The sequence below is a fragment of the Hellea balneolensis DSM 19091 genome, from assembly GCF_000428525.1.
GTDB lineage: Bacteria > Pseudomonadota > Alphaproteobacteria > Caulobacterales > Maricaulaceae > Hellea > Hellea balneolensis.
Genome location: NZ_AUAC01000009.1, coordinates 49,948 through 65,429, shown reverse-complemented (window position 1 = coordinate 65,429; position 15,482 = coordinate 49,948). Strand labels below are relative to the sequence as shown.

Genomic DNA, 15,482 nt, shown 5'->3' with positions numbered 1-15,482 from the left:
ATAGTCTTCGCAATGGGGCACAACCCCGGCAGGAAGCTGCCGGGGTTCTGTTGTTTTGGTTTAATCTTCTTCTGGGCGAGATTTTTCTGCAAATATCCAGCGGTCGATTTTACGTTCCAACACGTCAAGTGGCATGCCGCCATCCAGTAAAATGGCATCGTGGAATTTACGGATATCAAACGCCTCACCTAATTGAGTTTCGGCGCGCTTACGCAGTTCTAATATTTTCAGCTCCCCGATTTTATAGGCGAGCGCTTGGCCGGGCCAACTAATATAGCGGTCCACTTCGGTTTTAATATTATGCGGGGCGAGCGCAGAGTTTTCAAAAAAACAATTTTCAGCCTGTTCACGTGTCCAGCCTTTCCAATGCATGCCTGTATCTACAACAAGGCGGCAAGCCCGCCACATCTCATAAGTAAGGCGGCCAAAATTCTCATAAGGCGTTTTGTAAAGCCCCATTTCCTTGGCGAGCTTTTCTGAATAGAGGCCCCAACCTTCCCCGAAAGCATTTGGGTAAAGGCTCTGGCGGAAGGGCGGAACATCTTCAAGCTCCTGTCCTAAGGCTATTTGATGATGGTGACCGGGAACGCCTTCATGAGCTGTCAGGGCCGGGAGATTGTATAGCGGACGCTGTTTCAGGTCATAAGTATTGACAACATAGTTTCCTGCACGATGCTGTTCAGGATTACCGCCCCAATAGCGCCCGGTCGTATAATTGGGCGCGATTTCTGCTGGAACGGGGATAACGCCATAAGATAAGCGCGGCAGAGTTTCGAAAAATTCCGGCATTTTCCCGTCGAGTTGTTTGGCCATCCATGCGGCCTCTTTTAAGAGCTGGTCTTCTGAGGTCGCGTAAAATTGCGGGTCCGTTCGCAAGAAATTCAGGAACTCCGCAAAGCTACCTTTAAAGTCAAGGTCTTCGATAATGGTGTCCATTTCAGCGCGGATGCGGGCGACTTCTTTTAGTCCGATTTCATGGACCTCATCGGGGCTCATATCGAGCGTCGTAAAGTAACGCACAAGAGCGCGGTAATATTCCCGTCCTTCTTCGGTCGTTCCAATTCCCACGACAGAGCGAGCTTTGGGTAAATATTCTTCTTCCAAAAACTCCGCAAGATCACGATAGGCGGGCATGACCGCGTTCATAATAGCAGCTTCTCCCAATGAGGTCAGGCGGGCTTGTTCCTCCTCCGGGATTGTATCGGGATAAACGGTGAAAGGCTTGAAGAAGCTGTGCTCCTTGGTATTACCCTCTCCCAGATTTTGAACCATCTTAATAATGCCGGGCATTATGTCTGCGGCGGCTGTCATATTGGTTTGAATGCCGCGCCGTAGATTGGCTTTGTGTTGTCCGAAATAGCGCGGGATTTCTGTAAGCCGTGCCGCATAGGCTTCATAATCATCTATTTTAGCAAAGGTTGTCTGCCGCGATATATAGCTCATTTGGTTGAAAAATCCGCTATCATTCGTGAAAGGAATACGCGCTTGATCAAAGGGTATCAGGCGTTGACGCTGTTCCAAAACAAAGCCAAGCAAGTCGTAATTAAGGCGTTTTTCCTGTGACATTGGCCGAACTGAGAGAGCGGCATGGCGCTTAATAAACTCTGTCGTGATGCGTTTGTAATTTTCGGCAGCTTCGGGACTGACATCGGGAAGTTTGCGCAAGGCCTCACGGTCTCCCTCTTGCCCTGCGGCTATGGGGTTACCGGTGATTTCCATTTTTTCAAAGTCAGCGATTAGTGTCTCAAGACTGTCATTAATGCGACATTCTCTGAGACCATCGACAATAATGACAGTTCCGCCTTTGCAAAATTCTGCAGGCTGACTTGCCGGGGGTGTTGAGGCGTTACTGGTGACTTGTGCCATGGCCGATATCGGCAAAGCTGTGGAAATTGCCAAAATGGCTAAGCGGGAGATCATTGTCATTTTTTCACCTAAATACGCAATGCTGTGTGCTTTAGTCCTCGAAAGCGATAACAACAAGCTTAATTCGCAAAGGCCTCTAAGCGTTACGAAGAGTTCACAAAAGGCGCAACGCTCTCTTAGGACTTATAGGTTAGGGCGAAGTCATGTTTTTACGGGCGGCCATTACTGTATTTCTAATTATTGGGGTGTCTGCTTGCGGTTCAACACCCCTGCCGCCCGGCGCAGAGAGAGCGGCTTCAAGCCTTCCGCAAATGACGCCTATTCCCAAAGGTAGTCTTGCATTGCCGGACAGAGCGGCCTTTTTGCAAAAAGATCCCCGTTGGGGTCAACAACGCCTTGGAAATACATCTGATTCAATGGCCAGTGATGGCTGCCTTGTGACTGCGGCGGCTATGGCGCTCGCAAATCTCGGATTTGCAACAGATCCGTCAGATTTAAATGCAAGGCTTACATCGACGCAAAGTTTCACGCCGCGGGGATGGCTTATATGGGACGGTATTCGCAAAGTTACCGAAGGCCGCGCTCAAGCTATATACCATGATAAAGTTTCAGAAGAGATCATTGATAGCTGTATGTTGGACGGACAATATCCGCTTGTGCAGTTCTATCTTAAAAACGGGCGTTCCCATTGGGCTATGATCGTAAAACATGATGCAAGGGGATACCATATGCGCGATCCTCTAAGGCCATCAAAAAGCCCGCTCATTTTCCCGCGCAGCAGCGAGTCTTTCAGAGCTGTGAGATGTATCGGTCTGAACGACTAAATTTAAGTTCTTGATTTGTTCTAATTCTTCGTGATAGATAAATTTATCTTGGAGGGTATTATGGTTGCGCGTATTTACACGGTTGCATTTGAAGGCGCAGAAGCGCGCCGTGTTGATGTGCAGGTCCAGGTCACGTCATCTGGTAAGAATATTTTCAACATAGTGGGACTTGCCGATAAAGCCGTAGCCGAATCGCGCGAGCGGGTTCGGGCTGCTTTTGCTTCACTGGGGATTGCTTTGCCGGGAAAGCGTATCATTATCAATCTTGCCCCTGCGGATTTACCCAAAGAAGGAGCGCATTATGATCTGCCCATTGCGCTTGGGCTTATGGCTGCGATCGGCGTTATTCCCGTTGATGCAATTGAGAGCTTTGCGGCGATCGGGGAATTATCATTGGACGGCACAATCTCTGCGGTTCCAGGAGCTTTACCGGCCGCAGTCTTGGCAAATTCAGAAGGGTTGGGCCTGATCTGTCCGCAGCCTAATGGCGCTGAGGCCGCTTGGGCAGGGGATTTACCCTTGCTTGCACCGCAAAACCTTATTCAGTTGATGAACCACTTTAAAGGCAGTCAAATATTAGCGCGTCCTGAACCTGGCCAGATGATTGAGGATAAGAGTTCAATCGATTTGCGGGATGTTCGGGGACAGGAAACGGCTAAACGGGCCTTGGAGGTAGCTGCGGCCGGAGGACATAATCTGCTAATGGTCGGGCCGCCGGGGTCGGGTAAATCCATGCTCGCGGCACGAATGGCGGGATTACTACCTCCGCTGACGGCTAAAGAATTGCTTGACGTATCTATGGTTCATTCTGTTGCAGGGCTGCTTGAGCGCGGACAACTCTCGCGCGTGCGCCCCTTTCGAGCGCCCCATCATTCGGCTTCAATGGCGGCTATGGTGGGCGGAGGCACGAAGGCCAAACCCGGCGAAGCGTCACTGGCGCATCGCGGCGTGTTATTCCTAGATGAACTGCCCGAATTTACGCCGCAAGTGCTGGATAGCCTGCGCCAACCCCTAGAGACCGGGGAAATTGCCGTTGCCCGTGTTAATGCTCATGTCACCTATCCGGCGCGTTTCCAGCTTATTGCCGCCATGAATCCTTGCCGCTGCGGAAGCGGAGGAGCAGATGGAATAGCCTGCCGCCGTGGTGAGCGCTGCGCTGCGGATTATCAAGCTCGTGTTTCAGGACCATTTATGGACAGGCTGGATATCCAAATTGATGTCCCGGCGGTAACGCCCGCTGATCTTGCGCTACCGCCTAGCAAAGAAGGCACAGCAGACGTTGCTGCAAGAGTCGCGCGTGCCAGGGCTTTGCAGCTAGAGCGCAATGGCGGACGCACGAATGCCGAGCTCTCGCAAGATATGCTTGATCATGTTGCCGCGCCCGATAAGGACGGCCAAAAACTGTTAATACAGGCCGCTGAAACTTTGGGCTTAACAGCGCGGGGGTATCACCGCGTTCTGAAAGTAGCGCGAACACTGGCTGATTTAGCCGGATCCGATAGCATACACAGATTACATATTGCGGAAAGTTTATCCCATCGCCGTGCACGTAAGGGAATCGCGCAACATAAAAAGCTGCACGCTTCACCCCGGCAACGTCAATATTAGCCCTTATATTAGGCTTAACAGATAAAGCTTAAGCGCGAAGTTTTTAAAAAATAAATCTAATAAACTCAGATTTTTGCCGTTTTGGTAAGACATTTTTTAGATTAAGTGTTCACAAACAAGGTTAAGATTCACCCGATTGCGGGATTTGAGGGGATATGCATGTCACCTGACGACATTTTTGCGGCACAGATATGGCCATGGCCAGATCCCGCGCTCAAGCGTGACCCTATGGGTCGCGTGCTTTTTGTCAATGCGGCTTTCCTTCAAATGTATGGCGGACAAGTTGATGATTGGCGCGGAAATGCCGTTACAGGTTGGCCCGCTCCGCAGCCTCCAGGTTTACCTTATCGGTTTGAGACGCGTTTGCCTTCAGATGATGGAGAACAAGTCTTTGATTGGATGGAATATACAATGGCTGACGGCAATGCCTTTGCCATGGCGAGAAACGTGACCTATCTTACCCAAACGCCTGACCCGGATCCTGGGACCATGCAGCAACCAGCTGAAACTCATACTGCGCCGGCCGAGAGCCATGAGAACAGCTTCATGCCCACGACGCAAAGTCAGGCGGGAGACGCTCCGCTTCCGGCCTTTGCTCAAAATACAGAAGTAGCTCCTGCGGCTCCGCTCGCCGCGCCACCGAGTTATCAACAACAACCGTCCCAAGAGCAGGCTGCTGAGACGGCAAATGTTGAGTCTTATGTTTCCGAAAGTCATCAAGCCGCAGAGTCTATCATTGCAGATGTGGCAACAGATCCGGCATTTGAATCGTCCTCTTATGATAACCTAACAGGCGTGCAGCCGGCTGACGATCAAGAGCCGCCCGCATCAGAGCCTGAACCCGCCTTAACACATGAAGCGCCGCCCGCCGTACAAGCGGCTGAGCCTCAAGAGCGCGAGTATGAACGCCGCGCTTTACCGCTAGAAAATGAAAATGCTGTTCTAGGAAATAATTGGCGGGATGCGGTTATAGCGAAAGCCGTCGGAGCAGAAGTCGAAGAAGAAGCTCCACAGGTTGAAACTGTTGAACCGTCCGTAGAAAATCAAGTTTCAGGCGATGGGCCGATAAGAATTTTACTTGCAGAAGATAATGCCATCAACGCTTTATTGACTCGCACGCTTTTAGAAGCGGAAGGCCATACTGTTGAAACTGTCGAAGACGGGGCGTTAGCTGTAGAGGCTATGAAGTCATCTTCATATGATTTGATCTTTATGGATATGAGAATGCCGAATATGGACGGCCTCGAAGCCACGCGTAAAATACGTGCTATGGGTAATGTGTCCAAGGGTCTGCCCATTATTGCGCTCACGGCAAATGCTTTTGATGATGATCGTAATGCCTGTTTTGATAGTGGCATGAATGACTTCATGACTAAGCCAGTCTCGGCGGAAGAACTCTCTGAGATGGTACGGACCTGGACAAAAAATAAGGCTCAGCGCGACGCCGCATAAAGACCTTGCTTTTGCCATGAAAAAGCACTGAAAGATTTGCCCTATATATTTACACAGGGCCCCAAATCAGCGCACGGTGTTTTCATATGAGCGATATCAAAACAGAAAAGACACTTATCCAAAAACTGGATGATGCTTTTTTGATTTCAGAAATTTTTGCGAGCCGCAAAATGGCAGCGATGCTGGCCTTGGGGTTTAGCGCGGGTCTGCCTATCATGTTGGTCTACACAACGCTTTCGGCATGGCTTCGTGAGGTCGGTGTAGATCGCGCCACAATTGGTTTCTTTATTTGGGCAAGTTTTGCTTATTCCCTGAAGTTTCTTTGGGCGCCACTTACAGACCGCATAAAAATTCCGGTGCTAGCGAATAAAATCGGCAATCGCTTGGCTTGGACATTTCTGGCTATTATAGGGGTCACAGGTGCAATGATTGCGATGGGTTTCCAAGACCCTGCAGAAAACCTGCGTAATGTTGCCATCTGCGCTGTCATGATTGGTTTTTTCTCAGCTACACTTGATATTTGTGTTGATGCATGGCGCATTGATGCATCTGACGATAAAGAACAAGCCATGATGGCGGCCGTTTATCAGCTAGGCTATCGCTTCGGGATGATCATCGCGATTTCAGGTGTTCTTTGGGTGGCTGAATTAAGTTCATGGCCAATTGCTTATTGGACTGTTGCCTTTATTGCCTTTTTGGGCGCCATCACGCCATTTTGGGCAAGCCGTCCTGTTGAGGCAAAACCCAAGCCGGTCTCGGAAATAAAGTGGTCGCGATTTATGTTTATCGTGCCCATTATCGCTCTTGTTGTGGGGTTTAAAAAATATGGGGGTGTCGGTGAGCTGTTCTATATTATTTTATTTATTTTATCTCTCCCCTATTTATTTGCCCTCGGGCTACTAACCTTGGGCCGCGAGACGTTACAGGGGCATGCCATTTATGATATTCCTATTGTCGGTGATTTTGCAGATATTGTCCGCCGCTTTGGATGGCTTTCATTGCTGCTCCTCCTTATCGTTATGACCTATCGATTTAGTGATTATACAATGGGCGTTATGGCTATGCCGCTTTATATTGATTTAGGATATAGTAAGGGCACGATAGGACTCGTCAAAGGCGCTTTTGGAGTGACCATGCTATTAGTTGGCTCTTTCGCGGGCGGATGGTCTGCACTTAAATTTGGTCTTCCCAAGACACTTATCGTAGGCGCAATATTGACGATTATTACAAATATGGCTTTTGCTTGGCTCGCTCAAGTCGAGGCGCCTTTGGCTCAATATTTATTTGTAACCATTGGTGCGGATAATTTGGCGGCAGGGTTTGCGGGCACCGCAATCATCGCGTTTATGTCGCTACTGGTGAACAAGGCGTTTACAGCAACCCAATACGCATTATTTTCTTCAATCGTTGCGTTTTCAGGGAAATCCATTGCAGGGTTTTCCGGTGTTTTAGCTGACATGATTGATTATCAAAACTTCTTTATCGTCACGGCTCTTTTTGGTATTCCGCCCCTTTTGGCAGTGATTGTCAGTTGGAAGATAAAATTGCTCGAAAGAGGAAAAACTAAAACCATATAGGATTAAAGTAGTTAAAGCTTGCGACTCGCTACCTTTTTCGCCAATTTGCGTCCCTGATGAACGCCCCTGTTAATACCGATAAAAAGGCCCATAAGGTGACGCCGATGATGGCGCAGTTTTTGGGAATTAAGGCCGAAGCTGGGCCTGATGTCTTGTTGTTTTACCGCATGGGCGATTTCTATGAGCTGTTCTTTGAGGATGCCGTAAAGGCGGCTGAGGCGCTTGATATTGCGCTCACCAAACGCGGCAAACATAAGGGCGAGGATATCGCGATGTGCGGCGTTCCCGTCCATTCCTCAGAAACTTATTTACAACGGTTGATCAAAAAAGGGTTTCGCGTCGCGGTGTGCGAGCAAACAGAAAGCCCTGCCGAAGCGAAAAAGCGGGGTTACAAATCTGTCGTCAACCGCGCCATTGTCCGAGTCGTTACGCCCGGAACTCTGACTGAGGATACATTGCTGGATGCCAGAGGCCGAAACCTTATTCTTGCGATATCCAAAACACTGGCCGGAGATTATGCGCTCGCTTGGGCTGATATCTCTGATGGACTATTTCATGTTTGCGATGTCCCCGAGACTCGTCTCGCCAGTGAGGTGTCAGCCCTATCTCCGCGCGAGATTGTCTTGCCTGAAAGCCTCTATCAATTGCCGGAGTTTATGGCGGGATTGCCCTTATCAGGCACCGCTTTGACGCCGCAGCCATCAACTAAATTTGATGTGCGTTCCGGTGAGCGCCGTTTGAAAGACCGTTTTGATGTCAAAAGCCTGGACGGGTTTGGCCATTTTTCAAAAGCCGAGATTTCTGCAGCGGGCGCACTGCTTGATTATCTGGAGCTCACCCAAGCGGGTAACCCTGTTCAGCTCTCCCCGCCGCAGCGCCGCGTGGCAAGTGGTTTCATGGCGATTGACCCTGCAACGCGGATGAGCCTCGAAATTGACCGCACGCAAAAAGGTAAAAAGGCGGGATCGCTGCTCTCTGTGATCGATAAAACTGTAACAGGTCCTGGCGCAAGGCTACTTTCAGACCGTCTGGCCCGTCCTCTTGTTGACGTAATTGAGATAAACCGACGGCTTGAGGCTGTCAGCTTTTTTGAAACCGAGACTGAACTGCGCTCACAATTAAGGCGGCACCTTAAAGAAATTGGTGATATGGCCCGGGCCATAAGCCGCATTGCGCTAGGACGCGGCGGACCAAGAGATCTATCAACATTGGGCCGTGGATTAAAACAAGGGGAACAGCTTTGTGCTGTTTTTGCCCGTTCTCCTGATTTGGATATCCCGCGCAATGTGAGCCTAGCTTTAAAGCAGCTCAGCCTTTCGGATAAAGGTGATCTTGCAAGCTTTGCATCTGATATTTCCAAAGCCTTTCTGCCGGACGTCCCAATGATGGCGCGTGATGGTAATTTTATTGCGGCGGGCTGGCGAGCAGATTTGGACGAACTAAAAAAGCTACGTGATGATAGCCGCCGCATAGTGGCAGGCCTCCAAGCCGAATATTCGAAAGCCGCTGATGTTCCGACACTGAAAATAAAACATAATAATGTGCTCGGTTATTTTGTCGAAGTGACGCCTAAACATGCTGATACTGTTTTAAGTCAGGGGGCTGAAAGCCAATTCATTCACCGCCAAACATTGGGTAGCTGCGTTAGGTTTACCACCACTGAGCTTGCGGAGTTGGACGCTAAAATTTCGGGGGCGGGTGATAAGGCGCTCGCTCTGGAGCTAGAGATATTTGCCGAATTTGCTGTCCGTGCGAGCGCTTTTTCAGAAGCCATTCGCGCGGCGGCGAGCGCTTTGGCCCAATTAGATGTGCAAACGGGGCTAGGGGAATGGGCTGCGCAGTATCAAGCCGTAAGGCCTCTTGTCGATGATAGTCTGGCCTTTGATATTAAAGGCGGACGTCATCCTGTTGTGGAAGCGGCGCTTAAAAAAGCGGGCGATGCCGGATTTACGGCAAATGATTGTAGCTTGGATGCGAGCCTTAAATCCGCGCCGCGTTTGACCTTAATCACTGGCCCGAACATGGCGGGTAAATCAACCTATCTTCGCCAAAATGCGCTGATGTTTATTTTGGCTCAAGCGGGTAGTTTTGTACCTGCGGAGTCTGCGCACATAGGCGCGGCTGATAGTCTCTTCTCGCGGGTCGGAGCGTCTGATGATCTGTCCCAAGGCCGTTCAACCTTTATGATAGAAATGATCGAAACCGCGGCCATATTGAACCAAGCGACAGAGCGCACATTTGTCATTCTGGATGAGATCGGACGCGGCACAGCAACCTTTGACGGTTTGTCAATTGCCTGGGCCGCGGCTGAGCATCTACATGCGGTCAATAAATCACGCGCGCTTTTCGCAACGCATTATCATGAGCTTACGGATTTGATCGAAAACCTTGATGGGGCAAGTAACGCCAGTCTACGGGCAAAAGAATGGGACGGGGATTTAGTCTTCTTGCATGATGTGCGGCCTGGCGCTGCCGATAAATCTTATGGCGTTCAAGTTGCCAAGCTTGCGGGACTACCTCCCGCCGCTGTGGCGCGAGCGCGTGAGGTGCTTAATAAATTAGAAGCCGACCATGATGGCCAGAAAGACAGCTTGGGCGCCTTGCCTTTATTCACAGCGGCTTCTGCGCCTAGTAAAGCCAAGCCTTCAGAGGTGGAATTAGCGATTAAAGCGCTTAATGCCGATGAGCTTTCCCCGCGTGCGGCGCTTGACCTTATTTACGATCTAAAAGCAAAGCTGACCTAGATGGCCCGTAGATCCAAAGTTATAGAGATACCAGCCCGCCGGCAATCACCGGACAGTAAAATTGATGGTCAGTCATTAAAGGCGAAATTAACGAACGCGGCTGAAAGTGCCAAAGATATTCGGCCCGCTATTCTGGACATCCTAAAATCAACCTTAGAGGCCGCGAAACAATCGGCTCAAGATCATTTTGAGGCCGGGCGGCTGGGCGGTCTTGAAACGGCGCGGCTGATCGCCTCCATTCATGATGATATTATTGTTGGCCTTTTTGACTTCACAACTACCCATATTGTTCGCTCTTCAAATCCGACAAAATCTGAACGCATATCCTTATGTGCTGTAGGCGGATATGGACGCGGCGAAATGGCGCCTCAGTCAGATGTGGATTTGCTCTTTTTAACCGCGGATAAAAAAGGCTCACCCTTTGTCGAGCAGGTTACGGAATATATGCTTTATATGCTCTGGGACCTTGGCTTGAAAGTTGGTCATTCTGTCAGAACTTCTGAACAATCGATTAAGCTGGCAAAAGAGGATCAGACAATCCTGACGTCATTGCTCGACCTGCGTTATTTGTGCGGTGATAAATCTCTTGCAAATGATCTTTATACGAGGTTCCGCAAAGATATCACAAAGGGAAAAGGGCGAGCCTATATTGCAGCAAAATTGGCGGAACGGGATGCCCGGCATGAACGTGAGGGGAACTCCCGATACGTCATTGAACCCAATGTGAAAGAGGGTAAAGGTGGCCTTCGGGATCTGCATGCGCTTTATTGGATTGCTCGTTTTCTGGATAAGGATGGAAAAATTAATGATGCACAACAGCCGCAAAGTTATGTGGAAATGGGGCTTTTTGATAAAGCTGCGGCCACACGATTTGTCCGTGCGGCGGACTTCCTTTGGCGGACGCGTATCTGGCTCCATTATGTCTCGTCCCGTCCCACAGAAAGCCTCAGTTTTGACAAACAAACTGTTTTGGCGCGGAAAATGGGATATGCCTCAGGCGCGATAGAAGTCGCTGTTGAAAAATTCATGCGGGAATATTTCACTAATGCTAAAGAGGTTGGGGCGCTGACCCGTATCGCTTGTGCTAAATTGGAAGCTGAAAAAGCTATTTTACTTCCCAAAGGATTGGATGTCTTTCTTCCTAATTCCCGGCGAAATATTAAGAATACGGATTTTTTCTTGGATCATGGGCGTCTTATGTTTTCCGACCCGCTAAAGATTAAAGAAAAACCGTCTATGATCTTACAGCTTTTTGAAACAGCGGGACGGCGAAATCTCGATATTCATCCTAATGCGTTTAGCGCCATAGATTTCCGCCGCAATCTCATGGATAATGATTTTCGGCGGAGCGCAGAGAACTCGGCCATTTTCCAAAAAATACTGCTTGGGGCCCGGGCCCCTTATGCGACATTGAAAGCCATGAATGAGGCCGGCGTCTTGGGGCGGTATCTCATTGAGTTTGGCGGCATCGTTGCGCGCACACAATTTAATATGCACCATGCCTATACGGTTGATGAGCATACATTAAGGCTTGTGGATAATTTTCATAATATTCTCAGCGGAGACATGGAAAAAGAACATCCAATTTCCACTGGGATTGTGAAGGGGTTTACAACTGAACAAAAGCTCATCCTTTATTTGGCTTGTCTTCTTCATGATACGGGGAAGGGGCAGGGTGACCAATGTATTGAAGGGGCGCAACTAGGCCGCCGGGCGTGCCGCCGCTTAGGTGTAAACCAAAATGTGACTGACACAGTGGCTTGGCTTATTCGCCGGCATTTGGACATGAGCGAAACGGCGCAACGCCGCGATATATCTGATCCGGAAACCATAAAAGAATTTGCTGAATTGGTCGGCTCTCAGGATCGTTTGGATATGCTGACGGTCTTGACTACGGTTGATATTCGCGCCGTGGGGCCAGGTATATGGAATGACTGGAAAGGTGTTTTACTACGTAACCTTTATCAATCCACATCGGCCTATTTGGACGGCCATGCAGAGCTTGCCCCCATGTCGCGGGCCAAAGCCGCCCAAGAACAATTGCGCGAAAAGCTGTCTCCCGAAATGGCGGAACGCATCACACAGATTACGGCTGATCTGGACACAAATTATTGGCTGAATTTTGATATGGCCGACCTTGTGCGACATGCGCGTTTCTTTGACCAGAGTCTGGCGGCGGGTCATGACACGGCGGTTCAAACGCGCCGCGATAGAACACGGGACATCACAGAACTTTGGGTCATGACACGCGACCGCGCGCAGCTATTTGCGGATATTACGCGCGCAATTTCGGCATCCGGAGCTTCCATTATCGGGGCGCGTCTGCATACGGGTCATAATCGCCGGGTGATGAATGTATTCTATTTACAAAATCCTGATGGTCATGCCTTTGGCCGTCAAAGCGATCACGCTCTTGAGACCCTGCGTCGTCGCGCCCGGAAAGCTGTTGAAGGTGACGTCGAAGGATTGAAAATTCCTACGCCGATTAAATCCCGCCGTGCGGGGGCAATTCCGATAAAGGCGAGAATAAAATATCTCGACTCTGCCTCGGGGGACACAATTATAATAGAGATGTCAGGACGCGACCGTCCCGGTCTTCTCTATAATCTCGCAGAGACTTTGCGAGATGAGAATTTGGATGTCCTTTCGGCTCATATCGAAGTGGTCGGCATAGAAGCTATTGATACATTTTATGTGAGATGCCGCGGAAGCGACGGAAATTTGCCTGAAAAGCGCCGCAAAGCCTTGCGTAAAGTTCTTCTCAACGTGTTAGATAAAAGACGTTCAGAGAAAAAAGCAGCTTAAAATGAGACTTTTAAAATCAACGGCAATTATCGGCTCATTGACTTTATTGAGCCGGATATTAGGGCTTGTGCGTGATGTTTTAATCGCAAGGTTTTTAGGGGCAGGTTTGGTCTCTGACGCTTTCTTCACCGCCTTTAAGCTGCCTAATGTCTTTCGCCGTATGTTTGCCGAAGGCGCTTTCAATGCCGCCTTTGTGCCGCTTTACGCCCGCCGTATTGAAGAAGAGGGTGAGGCGGCGGCGGATGAATTTGCCAAAGAAGCTATGGCCGCGCTTTTTGTTTTGGTGGCCGGGATTGTTATTTTATTTGAGCTAACCATGCCGTGGTCGCTTTCAATTATCGGCTATGGTTTGGATAGGGCCGTAGATACCCAGACGGGGATCAGCCCTTATTACCTTGCGGTCGTCTATGCGCAGATCACAATGCCATATCTAATTTTTATGTCGATGACGGCTTTGTTTTCGGGCGTTTTAAATACGCGCAATCATTTTGCTTTAGCGGCGGCGGTTCCGATCGTCTTAAATATCTTTATGATTTCAGCGCTCTTTGCCGCCGGACTGGCTGAGTGGAGCCAAAAGCTTATCGGATATTTTCTGGCGCTCGCTATTACCTTGTCAGGCATCGTGCAAATGGGCCTTGTGATATGGGGATGCCGCAAAGCGGGTGTGAAGGTAGGGTTTAAACGCCCGCGTTTGACTCCCGGGGTGAAACGTCTCGTCGTTCTTGGCGTTCCAGGATTGCTCTCGGCGGGTATTACGCAAATCAATCTGCTCGTAAGCCATTCAATTGCGACCATGCAAAAGGGCGCGGCATCTTGGCTGACTTATGCAGACAGGCTTTATCAATTGCCTTTAGGTATGATTGGAATTGCTATGGGCGTGGCTTTACTCCCAGCATTATCTCGTCGCTTAAGAGCCGGCGATCAGACCGGAGCAAAAACCACATTGAACCGTGCGATAGAGATAGCCGCTTTCCTCACCCTGCCAGCCGCTTTTGCGTTAGCTGTTATTCCTCAGTTTTTAATCAGCGGCTTATTTGAACGGGGCGCCTTTACAGCGCAGACAACCGCGCAAGTTGCTTTGGCGCTGCGTATGTTTGCTTATGGCTTACCCGCCTTTGTGCTGCTTAAAATTCTTACCCCTGCTTTTTTCGCCCGCGAAGACACAAAAACGCCAATGATATTTGCGGCTGTTTCCGCTTTTATCAATGTGACTCTGGGAGTTTATCTTTTCTTCTCAATCGGGTTTTATGGCCTCGCCCTTGCGACTTCTGTTGCGGCTTGGGTCAATGTTATCTGTTTGGGGTGGCTGTTATTACGAGATAAAAGATTTGTGCCTGATGCTAGGCTTCACTCCCGTGTGCCGCGCATTGCTTTGGCAAGTGGTGTCATGGCGGCAACGTTAGCCGCGATAGTGCCAGTCATGACGAAATATCTGACAGGTCATTTTGGAAAAGATTTCCTCGTTCTAGGCATAGCTTGCGGCGCGGGCTTTGTCATCTATGCCGCAGCCGCCGCCCTCTTGCGGGCCTTTAACATGAGTGATATTCGCGATGCCCTAAAACGGAGCTAGGTAATAGTGTCAGACCAAACAAAATATGAAGGTCCCAAGCGGGTTTTTTCAGGTATTCAGCCTTCTGGCGACATGCATCTGGGAAATTATCTCGGCGCGATTAAAAAATTCGTTGACCTGCAAGAAGACAATGAATGTCTTTATTGTATTGTAGATCTACATGCGATCACAGTTTGGCAGGACCCAAAGTTACTGCCCGAGCAAACACGTCATATCGCTGCGGCCTATCTGGCCTCAGGTGTCGATCCGTCAAAGGCCATAGTGTATAACCAATCGGCTGTGCGTGCCCATACGGAGCTGGCGTGGTATTTTAATTGTGTCGCGCGAGTGGGATGGTTAAATCGCATGACGCAGTTCAAAGATAAAGCCGGTAAAAATTCCGAGAAAATGTCGGTTGGCCTTTATGATTACCCTGTCCTGCAAGCGGCCGATATTCTGGCCTTTAAAGCGACCCATGTTCCCGTGGGAGAAGATCAGAAACAACATCTAGAGCTCTCGCGTGATATTGCAGCCAAGTTTAATCATGACTTTAATGTGCCCCATTTTTTCCCATCTCCTGAACCCATGATTAAAGGCCCGGGCGCGCGAGTCATGTCTCTACGTGACGGCACAGCAAAGATGTCAAAATCTGATCCGTCAGATAATTCACGAATTAACCTGACCGATGATGCGGATAAAATTGCAAAGAAAATTCGCAAGGCCAAAACGGATGCGGGTGTTATTCCTGAAAGTCTCAAAGAGCTTGAAGAGCGCCCAGAGGTCGCGAATCTTGTGAGTATTTATGCGGCTTTGTCCGGCATGACGGATGAGCAAGTTTTGACGCAGTATTCTGGTCAAGGCTTTGGTGTCTTTAAGCCAGCTTTAGCGGACCTTACTGTTGAGAAAATGAGCCCAATTACGGACCTTATGAACCGTTACTTGTCAGACCCTGAAGAGCTGAACCGTATTTTGGCTAAAGCTGCGGATAAAGCGGCTGAAATAGCTGATCCTATTGTCAGTGATGTGCGTAAAATTATCGGATTTTGTGGAGCTTAAG

General features: G+C 49.4%; 9 protein-coding genes. 8 read left to right on the top strand and 1 reads right to left on the bottom strand.

Translation table 11 applies throughout. From position 1 onward, the window contains the following. Window positions 1-60: 60 nt before the first annotated feature. The gene (locus tag F569_RS0113865; protein WP_034389040.1) at window positions 61-1,926 is read right to left on the bottom strand and encodes a DUF885 domain-containing protein; all 1,866 of its coding nucleotides are present in this window, start codon (window positions 1,924-1,926) and stop codon (window positions 61-63) included. 143 nt (window positions 1,927-2,069) lie between these two features. On the opposite strand from F569_RS0113865, the gene F569_RS0113860 reads away from it, so the two are divergent. From F569_RS0113860 to trpS, 8 genes are all read left to right on the top strand, one after another. Then, window positions 2,070-2,690, top strand: coding sequence for a hypothetical protein (locus F569_RS0113860; RefSeq protein ID WP_026942692.1), 621 nt, complete (start codon window positions 2,070-2,072; stop codon window positions 2,688-2,690). A 60-nt stretch (window positions 2,691-2,750) separates the two neighbouring features. Next, on the top strand, window positions 2,751-4,298 hold the full coding sequence (locus F569_RS0113855; protein WP_026942691.1) for a YifB family Mg chelatase-like AAA ATPase: 1,548 nt from the start codon (window positions 2,751-2,753) through the stop codon (window positions 4,296-4,298). Window positions 4,299-4,457: 159 nt separating this feature from the next. Beyond that, window positions 4,458-5,750 (top strand): response regulator, encoded by a 1,293-nt coding sequence (locus tag F569_RS0113850; protein WP_026942690.1) that lies wholly within the window; start codon window positions 4,458-4,460, stop codon window positions 5,748-5,750. An 86-nt stretch (window positions 5,751-5,836) separates the two neighbouring features. Then, window positions 5,837-7,327, top strand: coding sequence for an AmpG family muropeptide MFS transporter (locus F569_RS0113845; RefSeq protein ID WP_026942689.1), 1,491 nt, complete (start codon window positions 5,837-5,839; stop codon window positions 7,325-7,327). A gap of 56 nt (window positions 7,328-7,383) precedes the next feature. Continuing rightward, window positions 7,384-10,071, top strand: coding sequence for a DNA mismatch repair protein MutS (gene mutS / locus F569_RS0113840; protein WP_026942688.1), 2,688 nt, complete (start codon window positions 7,384-7,386; stop codon window positions 10,069-10,071). Next, entirely contained in the window at window positions 10,072-12,876 is a 2,805-nt protein-coding gene (locus tag F569_RS0113835; RefSeq protein ID WP_051279909.1) for a [protein-PII] uridylyltransferase, read from the top strand. It abuts the gene before it with no gap. A 1-nt stretch (window position 12,877) separates the two neighbouring features. Further along, on the top strand, window positions 12,878-14,446 hold the full coding sequence (murJ, locus tag F569_RS0113830; RefSeq protein WP_026942686.1) for a murein biosynthesis integral membrane protein MurJ: 1,569 nt from the start codon (window positions 12,878-12,880) through the stop codon (window positions 14,444-14,446). 6 nt (window positions 14,447-14,452) lie between these two features. Further along, a complete protein-coding gene (gene trpS, locus F569_RS0113825; protein ID WP_026942685.1) occupies window positions 14,453-15,481 on the top strand; it encodes a tryptophan--tRNA ligase in 1,029 nt (342 codons plus the stop codon). Window position 15,482: the final 1 nt, after the last annotated feature.

Excerpts from the sequence above, each read along its gene's own strand:
- F569_RS0113865 (WP_034389040.1), bottom strand. The coding sequence starts at position 1,926 with ATGACAATGATCTCCCGCTTAGCCATTTTGGCAATTTCCACAGCTTTG.
- F569_RS0113860 (WP_026942692.1), top strand. The coding sequence starts at position 2,070 with ATGTTTTTACGGGCGGCCATTACTGTATTTCTAATTATTGGGGTGTCT.
- F569_RS0113855 (WP_026942691.1), top strand. The coding sequence starts at position 2,751 with ATGGTTGCGCGTATTTACACGGTTGCATTTGAAGGCGCAGAAGCGCGC.
- F569_RS0113850 (WP_026942690.1), top strand. The coding sequence starts at position 4,458 with ATGTCACCTGACGACATTTTTGCGGCACAGATATGGCCATGGCCAGAT.
- F569_RS0113845 (WP_026942689.1), top strand. The coding sequence starts at position 5,837 with ATGAGCGATATCAAAACAGAAAAGACACTTATCCAAAAACTGGATGAT.
- mutS (WP_026942688.1), top strand. The coding sequence starts at position 7,384 with ATGAACGCCCCTGTTAATACCGATAAAAAGGCCCATAAGGTGACGCCG.
- F569_RS0113835 (WP_051279909.1), top strand. The coding sequence starts at position 10,072 with ATGGCCCGTAGATCCAAAGTTATAGAGATACCAGCCCGCCGGCAATCA.
- murJ (WP_026942686.1), top strand. The coding sequence starts at position 12,878 with ATGAGACTTTTAAAATCAACGGCAATTATCGGCTCATTGACTTTATTG.